The sequence below is a fragment of the Bradyrhizobium sp. YR681 genome (assembly GCF_000282615.1).
Lineage (GTDB): Bacteria > Pseudomonadota > Alphaproteobacteria > Rhizobiales > Xanthobacteraceae > Bradyrhizobium.
The window spans coordinates 1-18,189 of the sequence record NZ_AKIY01000331.1; the positions used below are offsets into that span (position 1 = coordinate 1).

Annotated in this window: 18 protein-coding genes; 7 read left to right on the top strand and 11 right to left on the bottom strand. The window is 64.9% G+C overall.

Annotated elements, in window-relative coordinates; all coding sequences use genetic code 11:
- On the top strand, positions 1-968 hold a 968-nt coding region (locus tag PMI42_RS35740), incomplete at its 5' end, for a 4-hydroxyphenylpyruvate dioxygenase family protein (RefSeq protein ID WP_008144531.1).
- A 186-nt stretch (positions 969-1,154) separates the two neighbouring features.
- Here PMI42_RS35740 and PMI42_RS35745 read toward each other — a convergent pair.
- A complete protein-coding gene (locus tag PMI42_RS35745) occupies positions 1,155-2,327 on the bottom strand; it encodes an ABC transporter substrate-binding protein (RefSeq protein WP_008144534.1) in 1,173 nt (390 codons plus the stop codon).
- Positions 2,328-2,637: 310 nt separating this feature from the next.
- Here PMI42_RS35745 and PMI42_RS35750 point away from each other — a divergent pair, with 310 nt between their 5' ends.
- A complete protein-coding gene (locus PMI42_RS35750) occupies positions 2,638-3,903 on the top strand; it encodes an NAD(P)/FAD-dependent oxidoreductase (RefSeq protein WP_008144536.1) in 1,266 nt (421 codons plus the stop codon).
- Between the two features lie 118 nt (positions 3,904-4,021).
- Here the strand turns inward: PMI42_RS35750 and PMI42_RS35755 are convergent, their stop codons facing one another.
- The 6 genes from PMI42_RS35755 to cobS all read right to left on the bottom strand — a co-directional run bounded on the left by PMI42_RS35755 (position 4,022) and on the right by cobS (position 10,633).
- Complete coding sequence (locus PMI42_RS35755; RefSeq protein ID WP_008144538.1) at positions 4,022-5,134, bottom strand: NADH:flavin oxidoreductase/NADH oxidase; 1,113 nt, start codon at positions 5,132-5,134, stop codon at positions 4,022-4,024.
- A 90-nt stretch (positions 5,135-5,224) separates the two neighbouring features.
- Positions 5,225-6,187: a Bug family tripartite tricarboxylate transporter substrate binding protein gene (locus PMI42_RS35760; protein ID WP_008144539.1), complete on the bottom strand. Its 963-nt coding sequence runs from the start codon at positions 6,185-6,187 to the stop codon at positions 5,225-5,227.
- A gap of 55 nt (positions 6,188-6,242) precedes the next feature.
- Entirely contained in the window at positions 6,243-7,319 is a 1,077-nt protein-coding gene (locus PMI42_RS35765) for an esterase-like activity of phytase family protein (protein WP_008144541.1), read from the bottom strand.
- Positions 7,316-9,223 (bottom strand): cobaltochelatase subunit CobT, encoded by a 1,908-nt coding sequence (gene cobT, locus PMI42_RS35770; protein ID WP_008144543.1) that lies wholly within the window; start codon positions 9,221-9,223, stop codon positions 7,316-7,318. Before cobT ends, PMI42_RS35765 begins: the two co-directional genes overlap by 4 nt.
- Entirely contained in the window at positions 9,220-9,630 is a 411-nt protein-coding gene (locus PMI42_RS35775) for a GNAT family N-acetyltransferase (RefSeq protein ID WP_008144546.1), read from the bottom strand. Before PMI42_RS35775 ends, cobT begins: the two co-directional genes overlap by 4 nt.
- Before the next feature lie 4 nt (positions 9,631-9,634).
- The gene (gene cobS, locus PMI42_RS35780; RefSeq protein WP_008144548.1) at positions 9,635-10,633 is read right to left on the bottom strand and encodes a cobaltochelatase subunit CobS; all 999 of its coding nucleotides are present in this window, start codon (positions 10,631-10,633) and stop codon (positions 9,635-9,637) included.
- Positions 10,634-10,945: 312 nt separating this feature from the next.
- Here cobS and PMI42_RS35785 point away from each other — a divergent pair, with 312 nt between their 5' ends.
- A complete protein-coding gene (locus PMI42_RS35785; RefSeq protein WP_008144550.1) occupies positions 10,946-11,605 on the top strand; it encodes a DedA family protein in 660 nt (219 codons plus the stop codon).
- A 131-nt stretch (positions 11,606-11,736) separates the two neighbouring features.
- On the opposite strand, the gene PMI42_RS35790 is transcribed toward PMI42_RS35785, so the two are convergent.
- Positions 11,737-12,327: a TetR/AcrR family transcriptional regulator gene (locus PMI42_RS35790; RefSeq protein WP_035967861.1), complete on the bottom strand. Its 591-nt coding sequence runs from the start codon at positions 12,325-12,327 to the stop codon at positions 11,737-11,739.
- 124 nt (positions 12,328-12,451) lie between these two features.
- Between PMI42_RS35790 and PMI42_RS35795 the strand changes: the two genes are divergently transcribed.
- Positions 12,452-12,832 carry a DUF4267 domain-containing protein gene (locus tag PMI42_RS35795; protein ID WP_008144552.1) on the top strand — a complete coding sequence of 127 codons (381 nt, stop codon included), beginning with the start codon at positions 12,452-12,454 and terminating at the stop codon, positions 12,830-12,832.
- A 1-nt stretch (position 12,833) separates the two neighbouring features.
- Positions 12,834-13,154, top strand: coding sequence for a DoxX family protein (locus PMI42_RS35800; protein WP_035967768.1), 321 nt, complete (start codon positions 12,834-12,836; stop codon positions 13,152-13,154).
- 7 nt (positions 13,155-13,161) lie between these two features.
- Here the strand turns inward: PMI42_RS35800 and PMI42_RS35805 are convergent, their stop codons facing one another.
- Positions 13,162-14,391, bottom strand: coding sequence for a citrate/2-methylcitrate synthase (locus PMI42_RS35805; RefSeq protein ID WP_008144554.1), 1,230 nt, complete (start codon positions 14,389-14,391; stop codon positions 13,162-13,164).
- Positions 14,392-14,466: 75 nt separating this feature from the next.
- Between PMI42_RS35805 and PMI42_RS35810 the strand changes: the two genes are divergently transcribed.
- Complete coding sequence (locus tag PMI42_RS35810) at positions 14,467-15,561, top strand: citrate synthase/methylcitrate synthase (protein WP_008144556.1); 1,095 nt, start codon at positions 14,467-14,469, stop codon at positions 15,559-15,561.
- Between the two features lie 180 nt (positions 15,562-15,741).
- Here the strand turns inward: PMI42_RS35810 and PMI42_RS35815 are convergent, their stop codons facing one another.
- Positions 15,742-16,374, bottom strand: a complete 633-nt coding sequence (locus PMI42_RS35815) for a J domain-containing protein (RefSeq protein ID WP_008144558.1) — start codon at positions 16,372-16,374, stop codon at positions 15,742-15,744.
- 105 nt (positions 16,375-16,479) lie between these two features.
- Between PMI42_RS35815 and PMI42_RS35820 the strand changes: the two genes are divergently transcribed.
- Positions 16,480-16,749, top strand: coding sequence for a BolA family protein (locus PMI42_RS35820; RefSeq protein WP_035967776.1), 270 nt, complete (start codon positions 16,480-16,482; stop codon positions 16,747-16,749).
- A 117-nt stretch (positions 16,750-16,866) separates the two neighbouring features.
- Here PMI42_RS35820 and PMI42_RS35825 read toward each other — a convergent pair whose 3' ends face one another.
- Entirely contained in the window at positions 16,867-18,171 is a 1,305-nt protein-coding gene (locus PMI42_RS35825; protein ID WP_008144562.1) for an HlyC/CorC family transporter, read from the bottom strand.
- Between the last annotated feature and the right edge of the window lie 18 nt (positions 18,172-18,189).

Sequence of the window (18,189 nt, forward strand, 5' to 3'; positions counted from 1 at the left end):
CGGGCGAGCTCGCCCGCCTGTTCTCGCAGCTCGGCTTCCGCAGGAGCGGCAAGCATCGCAGCAAGGCGGTGGAGCGCTGGTCGCAAGGCAAGGTCGAGCTCGTCATCAATTGCGAGACCGACGGTTTTGCGCATTCGCATTACGTGACGCACGGCCCCGGCGTGTGCGCGATCGCGCTCGACGTCGACAATGCCGGCCTTGCCATGCAGCGCGCCGAGACGCTGAAGACCCGCACCTTCTACCAGCCGGTCGGGCCGGGTGAGCTCGAGATCCCCGCGATCCACGGCGTCGGCGGCAGCCTGCTCTATTTCCTCGATCAGGCCGGCAAGAACTGGGACACCGATTTCGAAACAATCACAAGCGACGCAGCCCCGGATGCATTGCTCGCGGTCGATCACATCGCGCAGTCGATGCCCTATGACGAGATGCTGTCCTGGCTCTTGTTCTACACCGGCATTCTCGACTTGAAGCGGCTGCCGCAGATGGAGATCGCCGATCCCAGGGGCCTCGTGCAGAGCCAGGCCATCATCAACGCCGACCAGAGCCTGCGCTTCGTGCTCAACGGCTCGTCCGCCAACCGGACCCTGCCGGCCCGCTTCATCTCGGAGTTCTTCGGCTCGGGCGTGCAGCACGTCGCGTTCACGTGCGAGGACATCTTCGCAACCGTTGCGGCGATGCGCGCCCGCGGCGCGGATTTCCTGGATATTCCAGACAATTATTACGACGACATCGAAGCCAAATACGACCTCTCGCCCGACCTGATGGCGCAGCTGCGCGCCAATCACATCCTCTACGACCGTGAAGGCGACGGCGAGTTCTTCCAGGTCTACACCCACATCTTCGACGAGCGGTTCTTCTTCGAGATCGTGGAGCGGAGGAATTATCAGGGGTTTGGTGCGGCCAACGCCGGCATCAGGCTGGCGGCACAGTCGCGCGAAGTGCGGCCCGTGAGCATGCCGCGGCTGTAGGCTCCATCCACGCTGTCATTGCGAGGAGCAAAGCGACGAAGCAATCCAGAATCTCTCCGTGGAGGGACTCTGGATTGCTTCGCTGCGCTCGCAATGACGGTGTGGCGATGATTGGGCGACCGGCTTCTACCGTCTCCGCGGAGACTGCCGCTCTCCCCGCAAGCGAGGAGAGCGGAAGCTACCAGCTCACTTCATCGGGCATTTGTCGTGGAAGCGGTCCTGGTCGTCAGTGACGATGGTGGCGGCGGTCTTCAGCGAGAGTTCGCCTCCCGGGCCCTTCACCACGTCCTGCAAATAGAAGTTCTGGATCGGGATGTGGTTGTTGCCGTACCTGAACGAGCCGCGCAGCGACTTGAAGTTGGCCTTCTCCATCTCGGCCTTCATCGCGTCCTTCTTGCTGGTGTCGCCCTTCACCGCGACGACCGCGCTGTTGATGAGCTGCGCTGCGTCATAGGCCTGCGCGCCGTAATAGCTCGGCCGGGCGCCCGGATATTTCTTGCGATAGTCGGCGACGAACCTCTTGTTCTGCTCGTTCGGGAGGTCGTTCACCCACTCCTGCGCACCGGACACCCCGATCGCATTCTCCTTCTGCAACGGCAACGTCGTCTCATCGACAGTGAAGGCGGTGTAGAGCTGCATGGTGCTCTTCATACCGGCCTGGACATATTGATTGAGGAACTGCGCGCCGGCCGCACCGGGATAGAACACGAAGATTGATTCGGCACCGGAGGCACGGGCTTTCGCCAGTTCGGCCGAGAAGTCGAGCTGGCTCGGCCAGACCGTATACTCCTCGCCCTTGATCTCACCCTTGAAAGTGCTCTTCACGCCCGCGAGCATGTCCTTGCCCGCGGCATAGTTCGGGCCGATCAGGAACACGCTCTTGACGCCATTCGCGTTCATATAGAGGCCCATGGCGGCGGGCGTCTGGTCGTTCTGCCAGGAGGTCGAGAACACGTAAGGGCTGCAGAGCTCGCCTGCGAGCTGCGACGGACCGGCATTGGCCGAGATCAGGAAAGTCTGCGAGTCCACGGCGGTCTTCAGCGAGGCCAAGAGCACGTTCGACCAGATGTAGCCGACGATGAAATCGACCTTGTCGGACTGCACCAGCTTCTCGGTCTTCTGCTTGCCGACATCGGGCTTCTGGCCGTCGTCCTCGTAGATCACCTCGACCGGCTTGCCGTCCATCTTGCGGCCGATGTGATCGAGCGCGAGCTCGAAGGAATTGCGCATGTCGTTGCCGATCACGGCGGTCGGGCCGCTGAAGGTCGAGACAAAACCGATCTTGATGGTGTCGCCGGCGAATGCCGGATTTGCCAGCGCGAGCGCAGCCGCACCTGCCAGCCAGAATGCCGTCCTCATAACCACTCCCCTCCTTATTATTGATCCCGGAAACGGGGTGACCGCCGCCCCGGGTCGTCTCTATTGAACGCAAAATCTGTCGCGCCGCCAATGGCTCAGCGCCCGCCCCTGCACCATATTTCGCCCCAATCGGGGATGGCAAGAAATATAATTCTACTCACTTCGGCCAAGATCACTCCAAGGCTGCGGCGCTTTCGCGGGGAATGCCAATACGATCAGCCTATTCCACGATTGATGACGGCTATTGGACTGCCGCGCCCAATCAGCACTTAAATGAAGGCGTAGAGCGCAGCGAGATTCGAGGCACATCATGGCCGCTACCCCCCACCGCGTCGTCATCGTCGGAGCCGGCTTCGGCGGGCTGGAGACGACCTACCGGCTTGCGGGCGCGCCAGTCGAGATCACGCTGATCGACCGCCGCAACCATCATCTATTCCAACCGCTGCTCTACCAGGTCGCCACCGCCTCGCTCGCGACCAGCGAGATCGCCTGGCCCGTGCGCCATCTCATGCGCGACCGGCGCGAGGTGACGACGTTGTTCGCAACCGTGAGCGGGGTGGATGCGACAAGGCGCCGCGTGCTGATCGACGACGGCAGCGAGGTGCCCTACGACACGCTGGTGCTCGCGACCGGCGCGCGCCACGCCTATTTCGGCCACGACGAATGGGAGCAGTTCGCGCCCGGCCTGAAGACGCTGGAGGATGCGACCACGCTGCGCCGTCACATCCTGGTGGCATTCGAGCGCGCCGAGCGTGAGACCGATCCGGTCAAGCGCGCGGCGCGGTTGACTTTTGTCATCGTCGGCGCCGGTCCCACCGGCGTGGAGCTCGCCGGCACCATCGCCGAGATGGCGCATCACACCCTGCCCGCCGACTTCCGCAACATCGACACCCACAAGGCGCGCGTGGTGCTGATCGAAGCGGGGCCGCGCGTGCTCGCGGGCTTTCCCGACGACCTCTCGGCCTATGCGCAGGCTTCGCTTGAAAAGATCGGCGTCGAAGTCGTGCTCGGGCAGGCCGTCACCGAGATCAATCGTGAGGGCGTGGTGTTCGGCGGCAAGCTGCTCGAGGCCAAGACACGAATCTGGGCGGCCGGCGTGCGCGCTTCGCCTGCCGCCGAGTGGCTGGGCACGCCAAGCGATCGCGCCGGTCGCGTGCAGGTCGAAGACGACCTGACGATCGCTGATCATCCCGAGATCTTTGCGATCGGCGATACCATCAGCATCAACGCCTGGGACGGCAAGCCGGTGCCCGGCATCGCACCGGCCGCAAAGCAGCAAGGCCGCCATGTCGCCGAGACCATCAAGGCGCGGCTGCGCGGCGAGAGCAAAGGCCCGTTCCGCTACAAGCATTCCGGCAGCCTGGCGCAGATCGGCAAGCGGCTCGCGGTGATCGATTTCGGCAAGATCAAACTGCGCGGCACCATTGCGTGGTGGATCTGGGGCATCGCCCACATCTACTTCCTGATCGGGCTGCGCCACCGCCTCAGCGTCGCGCTGAGCTGGCTCTGGATCTACGCCCGCGACCAGCGCGCCGCGCGGCTGATCACACAGGGCAGCAGCAAGGTGGTGGGGTGAGGAGGAGTCTGCGCGAGGACAGTGAGACTCGAATGCGTTGATCGTCCGCATCGTCATTGCAGTGACGCGGATGCGGCGCATTTGTCGCGCCACATCCGGCAGCTGCGATGCGCGGCGCTTACCTCGCCCCGAACGTCGTCTTGCCGAACAGCGCTTTCTGCGTGGACGGCTGCGAGCGCCAATATTGCGGCGGGGCTTCGACCTCGCCACCGACCTCGGCCGCGGCATGCCAGCCCCAGCGCGGGTCGTAGAGCATGCCGCGGGCGAGTGCGACCATGTCGGCCTTGCCGGATGCGACGATCTCTTCGGCCTGCTTGCCTTCGGTGATCAGGCCGACGGCGATGGTCGGCAGCCCCGTCTCGCGCTTGATGGCGTCCGCAAACTGCACCTGATAGCCGGGGCCGAGCGCGATCTTCTGAAGCGGCGACACGCCGCCGGAAGAGGCATCGATCCAGTCGACGCCGCGCGCCTTCAGCGCCCTCGCGAATTCAATGGTCTGGGCCAGATCCCAGCCGCCCTCGACCCAGTCGGTGGAGGACACCCGCATGCCGACCGGCTTGTCGTGCGGGAACACGGCGCGGACCGCGTCGTAGACCTCCAGCGGAAAGCGCATGCGGTTTTCGAGCGAGCCGCCATACTCGTCGGTGCGCTTGTTGGAGATCGGCGACAGGAACTGATGCATGAGATAGCCGTGCGCGCCGTGCAGCTCGATGGCGTCAATGCCGATGCGATCAGCGCGTTTTGCAGAGTCCACAAAGGCGTCGCGGATGCGCTTGAGGCCGGCGGCATCGAGCGCCAGCGGCGCGGCCTCGCCGTCCTTGTGCGGCAGCGCCGACGGCGCCACCGTCTGCCAGCCGCCGTCGCTGACCGGGATCAGCTGGCCGCCGTCCCAGGGCCGCGCGCTGGAGGCTTTGCGGCCGGCATGGGCGAGCTGCATCGCGATCGCCGTTGAAGAATGCTTGCGCACCGAGGCGAGGATCTGCTTCAGCGCGGCCTCGGCGGCATCGCTGTAGAGCCCGAGGCAGCCCGGCGTGATGCGGCCGATCGCCTCGACATGGGTCGCCTCGATGCAGAACATCGCAGCGCCCGACAGGCTGAGATTGTTGATGTGGGTGAAATGCCAGTCGGTGGGAACGCCGTCTTCGGCCGAATACTGGCACATCGGCGACACCACGAGACGGTTCTTCAGCGTCAGGCCGCGCAGCTTGATCGGGGAAAACAGGGCGCTCATGCGGGGAGTTCCGGGGGATGGAGGGAAAGCTGGCCGCGATGCTAGCGAGCCTCTTCCCTCTCCTCAAGCCGCCGGGCACGCAACCCTCCCCTACGGCTTGATGCCAGCGGCCTTGATCAGTTCCAGATTGGCCGCCATCTCGCGCTTGACGAAGTCGTCCATCTCGGCCGGCTTCATCGCCATCGGTTCGATGCCGAGCTTTTTCAGGCTCGCCTGCATCGCCGGATTGGCCAATACTCTCTCGCCCGTCGCGTGCAGCTTTTCGACGATCTCGCGCGGCGTCTTCGCGGGCACGAACACACCGAACCAGATCTCGCTGTCGGCGTCCTTCAATCCGATCTCGACCGGCGTCGGCACGTCGGGCAGATCGGCGACGCGCTTGGCCGTCGAGACCACCAGCGCGCGGACCTGGCCCTCGCGGATCAGCGGCAGCGCTGTCGCCAGCGGACAGAAATAAAGATCGATCCGTCCGCCGAGAATGTCGGCGATCACTTCCGGGCCGGCGCGATACGGCACATGCGTGGCCTCGATCCCGGCGGCATAGCGGAATTTCTCGCTCGAGATATGCACGGCGCTGCCGATGCCAACCGAGCCGAACGAAATAGAGCCGGGTTTTGCCCTGGCGTCGGCGATGAAGTCCTGGATGGTTTTCCAGGGCCGCTCCTTCGGCACGATCATCACATTGGCGCCGGATCCGATCATGAACACCGAGGCGAGGTCGCGGGTGGGGTCGAAGCTCGCGCTCGGAAAAATCAGGGGCGCGACGGTCAGCGCCGACGATTGGGCGAGAAGGCTGTAGCCATCGGGATCGGATTTGGCGACCAGCGCGGAACCGACCACGCCGCCGCCGCCGGCGCGGTTTTCGACCACGATGGATTGACCGAGCTCGGCGGCGAGACGCTCGAACACCAGCCGCGGCACCACGTCGGCCGCGCTGCCCGGACCGAACGGGATGGTCGCCTTGATCAGCCGCGTCGGCCAGCCTTCTGCCTGTGCTGCAGTGGCTGTCCAGAAACCGACAAGGACGCAAAACGCCCGAAGAAACCTGTTCATCGAGAACTCCGTTTCAATGACCTCGAGCGCTGCAAGAACCGTTCCGTAAGGCGAGCTACTCCACCAACGTAAACTGCAACAGCAGCGTGCGCTGGAGCAGCGAGAAATTGTCGTCCGACACCAGCGTCAGCACGGTCTCGCCCTCCGCCGTGACGTGGGCGTCGATGCCTTCCATGTTGTCGATCTCGTGGCCGAGATCGGCGTTGAACAGCGCCGGGCCGTCGACCAGCGCATTCGGTGCGATCGATTTGAGCGGGATCGCCCGGATGCGGATATTGACGCCGGTGAACCAGGAGAATTTGCGTTCGAGGATAAGGAGTTCGCCCGAGGGCAGCAGCACGGCGTCGCTGATGTCGAATTTCTCGGTGCGGCGCACGCTGAATTGGCCAGGCGTCGGGCCGCCGATCAGGAAGGCGACCAGATTGCCGTCGGCGTCCAGCCCGCGCTCGGAGAATGCGATCAGGGTGCCGGCGAGCGGCTGGCCCTTGTCCCTGGGCACGAAGACCAGCGCCTCGACCCCCTTGTTGGACGGCAGCTTGCGTATCGCCGCCGGCGTCGGCACCACCTCGCCCCGGGCGCGCGTGCCGCCCTTGGCGAAATCGAAGCGCATGATCTGGTTGACGCGTTCGAGCCCGACATAGACGAGGTTGCCGTCGCGTGCGAGCGACTCGGTGTCGTACCAGAAACGCTTCTCCGTGATCGGCCGCCCTTCCGCGCCCAGCACCGGCGCGGCCTCGACGTCGTCGAGCCCGGCCATCTTGCTGCCGGAATAGCGGATGCGGCCGGTGAACCAGCCGCCCTGGTCGGAGATCGCGAGGAAATGCTCGCCTTTCGCATCGAGCCGGATGCCGGACAGGCCGCCGAAACCGCGATAGGGCGAGGTCAGCACCAGGCCGCTGCGATACTCGAGCGAGCCGAAGCGGGTGCGCGAGCGGTCACGCGGTTCGAAATTCGGGATCGGCCGGGCGTTGACCTCGACACTGGTGGGCTCGGCGACGCCGTGCTCGACCTGCGAGATGCGCGGCGGCGGCTCGGTCGTCGCTTGCGCCTGAGCGAGGCGGGAGAGTGCGAGAGTGGAAAATCCCGCCGCCGCGTGGCCAAGAAAGCGGCGGCGGGACGATTGCGTGCTCACGAATGCAGTTTGCGTCGCGGGCGACCGGCCGGCTGCGTGGGTGCGGTGTTGGTCTCGCTGAACAGTTCGGCGAGCTTCTCGGTGATGGCGCCGCCGAGCTCTTCGGCGTCCACGATCGTCACCGCGCGGCGGTAGTAGCGCGTCACGTCATGGCCGATGCCGATCGCGATCAGCTCGACCGGCGAGCGGGTCTCGATCTCTTCGATGATGTGGCGCAAATGCCGCTCGAGATAATTGCCGGGATTGACCGACAGCGTGGAATCGTCGACCGGCGCACCGTCCGAGATCATCATCAGGATCTTGCGCTGCTCGGGCCGACCGAGCAGGCGCTTGTGCGCCCAATCCAGCGCCTCGCCGTCGATGTTCTCCTTGAGGAGACCCTCACGCATCATCAGGCCAAGATTCTTTCGCGCACGGCGCCACGGAGCGTCGGCCGACTTGTAGATGATGTGGCGGAGATCGTTGAGGCGGCCGGGATTGGCCGGCTTGCCGGCGGCCAGCCACGCCTCGCGCGATTGCCCGCCCTTCCAGGCGCGCGTGGTGAAGCCCAGAATCTCGACCTTGACGCCGCAACGCTCCAGCGTGCGGGCGAGGATGTCAGCACAGGTCGCCGCGACCGTGATCGGGCGGCCGCGCATCGAGCCGGAATTGTCGAGCAGCAGCGTCACCACGGTGTCGCGGAACGTCGCCTCCTTCTCGTGCATGAAGGACAGCGGGTGATGGGGATCGGTCACCACGCGCGACAGACGCGCGGGATCCAGAATGCCCTCTTCGAGATCGAACTCCCAGGCGCGGTTCTGCTGCGCCATAAGGCGCCGCTGAAGCCGGTTGGCGAGACGGGCGACGATGCCCTGCAAATGCGCGAGCTGCTTGTCGAGATAGGCGCGCAGGCGCTCCAGCTCGTCATGGTCGCAGAGGTCTTCGGCCGCGATGACCTCGTCGAACTTCGGCGCGAAGGCGTGATATTCCGGCCCGCGCGGCTCGTTCTTGCCGTGCGAGTTCGGACGCGTCGCCTCGCCCGGCGTCTCGTCGTCGCCGAGCTCGCCGTCGTCGAAGGTGTCGGAGGTCGAGGCCTGAGCGCTTTCCATCGCGCTTTCGCTCATCTCCTCGCTGGAGGCCTGCGCCTGGTCGGCGCTCATCTCCTGGGCGGCATCGGAATCGGGCGAGCCCTCGGCACCGGACTGGTCGTTGTCGCCGTCCTGGTTCTCGTCGTTGTCCTCATTGTCTTCGCTGTCGGCGCTGCGCTCGTCGCCGAGCTCGAGCGCGGTCAGCAGATCATGCACGGCATCGCCGAACCTGGTCTGGTCCTCGACGAGGATGTCGAGCCGGTCGAGCCGCTTGCCGATCTTGTCTTCGAGAATCGGACGCCAGAGATCGACCATCTTCTTCGCAGCCGTCGGCGGCGCCATGCCGGTCAGGCGCTCACGCACCAGCATCGCCAGCGCGTCGGCCAGCGGCGCATCGGCGCGGTCGGTAATCTCGTCGAACTTGCCGCGATGAAAATGATCGTCGAGCATTGCGGTGAGATTCTTGGCAACGCCCGCCATGCGGCGCGCACCGATCGCCTCGACACGGGCCTGCTCGACCGCCTCGAACACGCCGCGCGCCTGCGGATTGCCGGGCATCAGCTTGCGATGCAGCTTGGCATCGTGACAGGCGATCTTGAGCGCGATGGAGTCGGCGTGGCCGCGCACGATCGCGGCGTCGCGCTTTGTCATCTTGCGCGCCGGCTCCGGCAGCCGCGCCTTGCCGGGCGCAAGCCCCGGGCGCTCGGCCGCGAAGCTCACGTCGAGCTCGGGCGATTTCGCAATCGCCTTGAGACAGGAAGCGACCGAGCGCTTGAACGGCTCGGTCGGCGCTTCCTTGGTGTTACGGAATTTGGAGTTGGATGATGATGTGCTCATAGCGACTTCGTAAACGAGTGGCGCGTCACGCCGCCGGGATAGCCCTTGACGGTGCCGAATTCCTCGTACCCCTGGGAACGATAGAAGCCCGGCGCCTGGAAACTCATCGTGTCGACATGGGCCTGGACCGCGCCCTGCCGTCTTGCCTCGTCCTCGATCGCCGCAATCAGCTTCGTCCCATGACCCTTGCCGCGCTGCTTCTGGTCGATCCAGAAATACTGGATGAACAGAACCGTGGCCCAGAGGTACCCGACGATGCCACCGACGATCTTGCCGCGGTCCTTCAGCGAGACCGCGATGCCCTTGAACTTCTGCTTCCCCATGTGCTCGTCGTTATAGGCGCCGAGCCCGGCGAGCACAGCCTTTTTGGTCGTCCCAATGGTGCGCTCGACGGTGATGGTTGGCATGAGGTCAGCTGAGCGCCACGTTGACTGCCGATTCCGGCAGCTCCGCATTGAAGCAGCGCTGGTAGAACTCGGCGACCAGGGGACGCTCGAGCTCGTCGCACTTGTTGAGGAAGGTGACCCGGAACGCAAAGCCGATATCGCCGAAGATGTCGGCGTTTTCGGCCCAGGTGATCACCGTGCGCGGGCTCATCACCGTCGACAGATCGCCATTGGCGAAGGCGTTACGGGTGAGATCGGCGAGGCGCACCATCTTGTTGACGATGTCGCGGCCTTCCTGGGTGCGATAGTGCTTGGCCTTGGCCAGCACGATCTCGACTTCCTCGTCGTGGCTGAGGTAGTTCAGCGTGGTGACGATCGACCAGCGGTCCATCTGGCCCTGGTTGATCTGCTGGGTGCCGTGATAGAGGCCCGAGGTGTCGCCGAGACCAACGGTATTCGCCGTGGCGAAAAGCCGGAACGACGGGTGCGGCTTGATCACCTTGTTCTGGTCGAGCAGCGTCAGGCGTCCGGAGACCTCCAGCACGCGCTGGATCACGAACATCACGTCCGGACGACCGGCGTCGTATTCGTCGAACACCAGCGCGACGTTGTGCTGGAGCGCCCAGGGCAGGATGCCGTCGCGGAATTCGGTGACCTGCTTGCCGTCGCGGACCACGATGGAGTCCTTGCCGACGAGGTCGATACGGCTGATGTGGCTGTCGAGGTTGACGCGCACGCAGGGCCAGTTCAGGCGGGCGGCGACCTGCTCGATATGGGTGGATTTACCGGTGCCGTGATAGCCGGTCACCATCACGCGGCGATTGCGGGCGAAGCCGGCGAGAATGGCCAGCGTGGTGGCGCGGTCGAAGCGGTAGTCGGAATCGACTTCGGGCACATGAGGATCGACTTCGGAATAGGCCGGCACTTCGAGATCGCTGTCGATCCCGAACACCTGGCGGACCGACACCTTCATGTCGGGCAAACCGGAAACTTCCTCAACTTTGGACAGGGCGGCGGTCGTCATCAATCCTCCGAGGTCCCGGGCGATCCCGAGACCAGTTATTTGCACGGTGGCTGCGGCTGGGTGCGTCTGCGAACCTATCAGAGACAACGTGCGGGCAGAAGCCCGCCCCGCAATCAAAGTTCCGTTGTCTTTTCATTTAGATAGGCGAGGAACGCAGTTTTTGGAGGGCTGCCTTGCGAATCACGCTCGAATTTCGGGCGGGGGTGCGGGCCTGCCCACGGGAATGGCACTTTTACCGCCTCCCCTTACTTATGTAGGGTCTGAGCCCCTCAGGGCCTGCCCCCTGGCCCCGCCGCCGACACGAAAGACGTCGTGACATCCTTCCTTGATCCCCTCATTTCCTTCGTTTCGGCCCATGCCTGGCTGGCCTATCTGACCCTGTTCCTGGCGGCGCTGCTGGAGGCGGTGCCGGTGGTGGGGTCGGTGATCCCCGGCTCGACCATCATCCTGGCCCTGAGTGCGCTGGTTCCCGGCGGGGAATTGAAGCTGCAATGGGTGCTGCTGGCGGCCGCGCTCGGCGCCGTGCTGGGCGACGGCTCGGCCTACTGGATCGGGCACCGGCAGCAACGCGAGATCCTCAACACCTGGCCGCTGACCAACTACCCCCGCGTGGTCGAGCAGAGCGAAAGCTTCTTCCACCGCTTCGGCAGCTGGGCCGTGTTCTTCGCCCGTTTCGTGCCGCCGATCCGGGCGTTCGTACCGGTGACCGCCGGCGCGCTGGGGATGGCGCCGGCGAAGTTTTATGCGGTGAACATTCCGGCCATCCTGGTCTGGGCGCCCGCGCATGTGCTGCCGGGCGTGCTGGCGGTGTCGGCCCTGCATGAATATGCCGGATTGCCGCATCACGGGCATATCGGCAAGCACATCTGGATGCTTGCCGTTATCGGCGGTGCGATCATTTTCGGCCTGGCGATCTGGATCATCCGCCGCCGGCACGGTAGCGGCGTCGCGGCGGTCAAGCCCCCGGCCTAAGGACTTTGAACGGACGACATCCGGTTCAAGTTGGCGAAGCCGGACATCGAGAGCGGCCCATCGTGTCCGGCGTAACACAGGCATCGGGGCTGGTCGGACAATCCGCCAAAGCAGCCATCGACCGACAGGGCTCAGCCGCGCGCAGGCGATTTGCTTCCGGAAACTGCGATCGCCCGAACAACACGAGCGATGCGTTCGTCGCGGGCGCTGGGCCTGATTCGACCTGAGCGCTCAAGTTCAGCGAGTCCGTGAAGGGCCGCCCAAAACGTCTCGGTCACGACAGCTACATCGACGCAAAACGGCGATACCACCGCCGCGAGTGCCTCAAAGCCGGCCTGTAGCTCCGGTCTGGTTCCGGCTTCGGCGAACCGTAAATTCGTCGGAAGGACGAACATGGCGTCGTAAAGCGCAGGGCGACTTAGCCCGAAGGCGAGATAGGCCGTCGCGACATTCTTGAGGGCGTTTCGTCCGCTCGATCCACTTGCCGCTTGCCGAAGACCGACTGTGAGTTCCTTGAAACCCTCGACTGCAACCGCTGCAACGATCGCATCCCTGTTCTCGAAATGCGAATAGAGCACCGGCTGACTGTATTCGATCTCCTCGGCCAGGCGACGGATCGTAACGGCATCCCATCCTTCGCGCTCTGCAATCACCCGCGCTGCCGCGACAATGCGGTGCTCGCGCTCAGCTCGCTCCCTGCCTTTCCGCTCGGCCGTGCCCAATTTCCAATCTCCCGAACCTGAAATGCCCGCGCTACCAAATATCATTCCGGCGCTTGACAATCTAGCATCGCTAGATATTTCTAGCATCGCTAGATTATCTTTCTCGGCTAGGAAGGAAGGCGTGATGCATTGGCTCGCCCTCGGAACGGCGTTGCTCGTGGCTGTTGCGATTATCGCGATCGGCATCCGATATGTCGCGAGCCCGTTCGCCGCCACACGCAGCTTCGGCCTTCCGCTTCCCGAGAACGGGGCCAACATCGCCTGGTGGCTTCGTCTCAAGGGGGTGCGGGACATCGTATCGGGGTTGGCGGTGCTGGCGTTCATGATGTGGGGCGCACCCAGCAGCGTCGGCATCATCCTGCTCGTGGAAGCCATCATCCCCGCGGGCGACATGCTGCTCATTCTTGCTGCGAAAGGCTCTACGGCGAGCGCGTTGGGCATACACGGTCTCACGGCCGTAATCATGGTCTTCGCGGCCGTGCCCCTGATCGTGGGTCTGGTCTAAGATGGTGCATGCTGTTTCAAATTGGCTGCTCGTTGCCGGCTTCTTTGGGGCAGGCCTCGTCAACGCGATCGGCACATCCAGGACGCAAGCCGATTTTGCTCGGTGGGGTTACCCGCGCTGGTGGAGCATTTTGACCGGTGGACTGGAGATCATGACCGCCGTTCTGATCGCGCTTCCTGTTGGGCACGTGATTGGCCTGATAGTTGGGGCGGCCATCATTGCCGCTGCGGTTTCGACTGTTCTGCGCCACCGCGATTTTTCACATCTGGTGCCGCTTGGCGGCTTTGTCGTCTTGATCTTTCTTGCTGCGATCTGGCCTTGAGCCTTGCCTAGGACTTGGGGTCCGCAACCGTCGCCCTCCGCCCCGGCGTCGGCCCCACATAGCGCGCCCGCGGCCTGATCAGCTTGCCGAATTGCAACTGCTCGCTGGCATGGGCGATCCAGCCGACGCTGCGGGCCATCGCGAACAACGCGAGCTCGCTGCCGGCGGGCAGCCGCAGCGCGTGCACCAGAACTGCGAGCGCGTAGTCGATGTTGACGAGCTCACCGGTCGCCTCGACGATCCGCTCGGGCACTTCGCGCGTGAATTTTCGCGGCGCGCCGGCGCGGGTGAGCGCGTTCAGCAGCGATTGCGCGCGGGGATCGCCACGCTTGTAGACGCCGTGGCCGAAGCCGGCGAAGCGTTCGCCGAGTGCGACGCGTTCACGCACCATGGGGCCAACGTCGCGGTCGATCAGCGTCTTGACGAGCTGCGAGGCCAGCACGCCGGCGCCGCCGTGCTTGGGGCCTTTCAGGGCGGCGAGGCCGGCGATGACGGAGTCGTAGAGATTGAGACCGGTCGAGGCCGCGCAGCGCGCGGTGAAGGTCGAGGCGTTCAGCTCGTGATCGGCGAGCAGCACGAGCGCGCGGCGGATCAGGTCGGGCGCGTGCTTGTTGTCAGGCGCCCAGGCTTTTGCGATCTGCTGATGCATCGGTTCGGACGACGGCTCGGCGTTGAGCATGGTCGCGACCAGCAGCCGAACGATGCGCCCGCCAACCATGGCACGGCCGTCCGGCGCACGAGTGAAGGCGCGCGCGTCAGCGCTTGTCGCAAGCGCGAGCACAGCGATGGCGCGGTCTATCGGAGCTGCGCGGCGCGCGGCATCGGCGATCGCGCGCATCTCGTCGGATATCGCAGGCTGGTTGTCCGGCGAAAAGGGATCGACGTCGGAGACGTCCCACAGCAGCGTCGCGGTGTGCTCCAGCGTGTCGTTCTCGGCGAGGTCGACGCAATTGACGCCGCGGTAGATCGCGCCCTCCTCCGTGATGGTCGAGATCTCCGTGTCCATCACGGGCAGATCGGCATCGAAGCTGCGCAGCCCGCGCGGCTCCGGCGACGGCACACGGCGCTCCTTCAGGGCGCGGACGTCCTCGGCGCGGTAGCGGTTTTTGCGCGAATCCGGCGTCGGCTCGGAGCGGATCAGGCCGCGGCTGACATAGGCGTAGAGGGTGGCCGGCGTGATCGCGAGCTCGGCGGCGGCTTCCCGGGCGGTGAGGTAGAGCTCGCCAGAATTTTTCATATTGATTTATGTAATCAAGATTGATCAATCTGTCGAGAGGTCCGATTTTTCCTCCGTGAACAAGGAGATTGGGCCATGAACATCCACCTCACCAAAAGCCAAATCGGGCTGGACGGCGTTCCCGCGGCCGAGACCGTGCTGAGCCATGTCGACGGCGAGCGCGGCGAACTGATCATCGCCGGCGAGCATGTCGGCACCCTCGCCGCCAAATCGAGCTTCGAGGGTGTCACCGCCCGGCTCTGGAACGGCGCCAGCAAGACCAGCCTGAGCGAAGCCAATGTGCGGGCAAGCCTTGGTGCGGCCCGCGAACGCGCCTTCGCCCGGCTGGACGAGTTGCTGCCGGCAACGCGCGGCATGGGCATCGTCGACGGGTTTCGCGCGGCCGTCGCGGGACTTCGCGCCGAGCACGGGCTCGCGCATGAAGCGACCATTGTCGGCGCGTTCCCGGTGATCGCGGGCGCGCTGGTCCGGCGCGCCAAGGGGCTCGAGCCGATCGCCCCCGATCCGAACGCGAGCCATGCCGCCGATACGCTGCGCATGCTGCAGGGGCGCGCACCCGCAACGCGCGAGGTCACCGCGCTGGACGCCTATCTCGTCACCGCCAGCGATCACGGCATGAACGCCTCGACCTTTACCGCACGCGTGGTGGCTTCAACGCAAGCCGATCTGTTTGCGGCCGTGACCGCGGGTTACTGCGCGCTCACCGGTCCGCTGCACGGCGGCGCGCCGGAGCCGGTGCTGGAAATGCTCGATGCGATCGGCTCGCGCGAACGCATCCAGCCCTGGGTGGATGCGGCGCTGGCGCGCGGCGAGCGGATGATGGGCTTTGGTCACCGCGTCTATCGGGTGCGCGATCCACGCGCCGACGTGCTCAAGACCGCGGTCGAGGCCCTCGCCTCCAACGGCACCGATCTGCCGTTTGCCGGCGAGGTCGAGGCCTATATTCGCAGCGCGCTGCGCAAGAAGAATCCGGAGCGGCCGCTGGAGACCAATGTCGAGTTCTTCACCGCGATCCTGCTCGACGCGCTGGCGATCCCGAGGCAGGCCTTCACGCCGATCTTCGCGGTGGCGCGCGCCGCAGGCTGGACCGCGCATGCGCGCGAGCAGCAGCGGACAGGGCGGCTGATCAGGCCGAGCTCATCGTATGTGGGGGCGATGCCGGAGGGGTAGGGACGCGTAGCGTTCTTCCCCTCTCCCCTTGTGGGAGAGGGTGGATCGCCGCGCAGCGCGAGACGGGTGAGGGGTCTCCATCCTCACGATCAGCTTTACGCGTGGAGAGAACCCCTCATCCGGCGCTTCGCGCCACCTTCTCCCGCAAGGGGAGAAGGGAAGAAAGAAAGCGCGAGGCCCTTACGCCTCCCGCACGACCGTCTTCAGATAATTATAAGCCTTGATGATCTCGATCAGGCGGTCTTCGGTCGAGCGGTCGCCGCCATTGGCGTCGGGGTGGTGCTGCTTCACCAGCGCCTTGTACTTGCTCTTGACGTCGGCGAGCGTGGCACTGGGGCCGAGGCCCATGACCTGGAGCGCCTTGCGCTCGGCGTTCATCACCTTGCGCGTTTCGGCCTTGGGCTCGGCCTCCGGGCCCTTGCGCCAGTTGGCGCGGCCGTTGATCTCGGAGAACATGCTGAAGGGATCGGACGCCGTATCGATCTCGGCTTCCGCACCCTTCTTGCCGCCATTGGCACCCATCTTCCAGGTCGGACGATGACCGGTCAGCGCATCCTTCTGGTAGCGCGCGACGGCGTCGGCGTTCATGCCGGAGAAGAAATTGTAGTTCTGGTTATACTCGCGCACGTGGTCGAGGCAGAAGTGCCAGTACTCGCGCTGGTTCTCGCGGCCCTTCGGCGCGCGGTGCGCACCCTTGTTCTGGCATCCGGCCCACTCGCAACCGACCGCGGTGTCGCGCGGCTTCACAGCCGGCTGCTTGCCCCGCGGCTTCACGCGGATGGAGTCGAAGAACTTTGATGAATCGATCGGCATGGCTGACTTTGACTACGCAATGCAAAAACCTTCAAGTCTTGACATTGCAATTAGCTGACTACCCCGGGCATTGACGGGGTGCGATCGCGCGCATTAATGGCACTCATGGTTATGAAAGACACTATCAGCAACAAGTTGCAGGAAGCTTTCACGCCGGAAAGCCTGCAGGTCGTCGACGAGTCACATTTGCATGAGGGCCATGCCGGCCATCGGCCGAGCGGCGAGACGCACTTTCGCGTCTATATCGTGTCGCAGGCGTTCAAAGGGAAGAGCCGGGTCGACCGCCATCGCATGATAAATTCGGCGCTGGCTGGGGAACTCGCCGGTAGCGTGCACGCGCTGGCGATCCATGCGCAGGCGCCGGGGGAAGGCTAACCGCTGTCATGCCCCGCGAAAGCAGGGCATCCAGTACTCCGAGACGTCGCGGCCAGAATCGAGCTACCGAGGCGTACTGGATCGCCCGCTTTCGCGGGCGATGACACCGACCGTGCGTCAAAACGACGTCCCGGCCCGCTTCGGCCTCGTCTCTTCCATCTCCGCATCCCTCGGCACCGGTGAAATACGGAGCGCGGTGATGCGATTGCGTTCGCGGCGGAGGACGCGGAAGCGGAAGCCGTGGAAGGTAAAACTCTGGCCGCGATCGGGGATCGAGCGCGCCTCGTGAATGACGAGGCCGGCGACCGTGGTTGCCTCTTCATCAGGCAGATGCCAGTCCATGGCGCGGTTGAGGTCGCGGATCGGCACCGAGCCGTCGACCACGACCGAGCCGTCCGGCTGGGCGCGCACGCCGGCGACCACGACGTCATGCTCGTCGGAGATGTCGCCGACGATCTCCTCCAGAATGTCTTCCAGCGTCACCAGACCTTCAACTTCGCCGTACTCGTCGACCACCAGCGCGAAGTGGGTCTTGCGGCGGCGGAACGCCTTGAGCTGTTCGGCGAGCGGCCGCATCTCCGGCACGAACCAGGGCGGCAGCGCGATGGTGGAGACGTCGATGCGCGAGGTATCGCCGTCGGAGGCGCGGATCGCGCGCAGCAGATCCTTGGCATGGAGCACGCCGATGATGTTTTCCGGCTTCTCGCGCCAGAGCGGAATGCGGGTGTATTCGGTCGCCAGCACCTCGCGCACCAATTCGTCCGGCGGCATGTCGGCGTTGATCATCATCATCTCGGTGCGATGGATCATGACGTCGGAGACCTGGAGCTCGCGCAGGTCCAGCAGGCCGCCGAGCATGTCGCGATCCTGCTTCTCGACCTTGCCCTCGTGATGCAGCAGGTCGACCGCGCCGCGCAGGCGCTCGGTCGGCGACAGGATCGCCTGGTGCTCACCGGCAAGGCCGAACAGCCGCATCAAGAGGCGGACGATGACTTCGACGATCCTGAGCAGCGGCCCCAGCACGTACATGGTCAGTCGCATCGGGCGCGCCACCGCAAGGGCCATGCGGTCGGGCGCGTTGATGGCGATGGTCTTCGGCAGCACCTCGGCGAAGATCACGACCAGCGCGGTCATCACGCCGGTGGCATAGAGCACGCCGACATCGCCGAACCAGGCGGTGAAGATCGCGGTCGCCAGCGCGGAGGCGCTGATGTTGGCGATGTTGTTGCCGAGCAGCAGCGCGCCGATCAGACGCTCGCGCATGTCGAGCAGCTGCGAGACCACGTCAGCGTCACGATTACCCTGCTTGGACAGCCGCAGCATGCTCGCGCGCGAGGCGCCGGTCAGCGCGGTCTCGCTCGCGGCGAAGAAGCCCGAGACGAGCAGGCAAAGGATGACGATGGTGAATCCGAGCCAGTCCATGCACCACTCAACAGAACG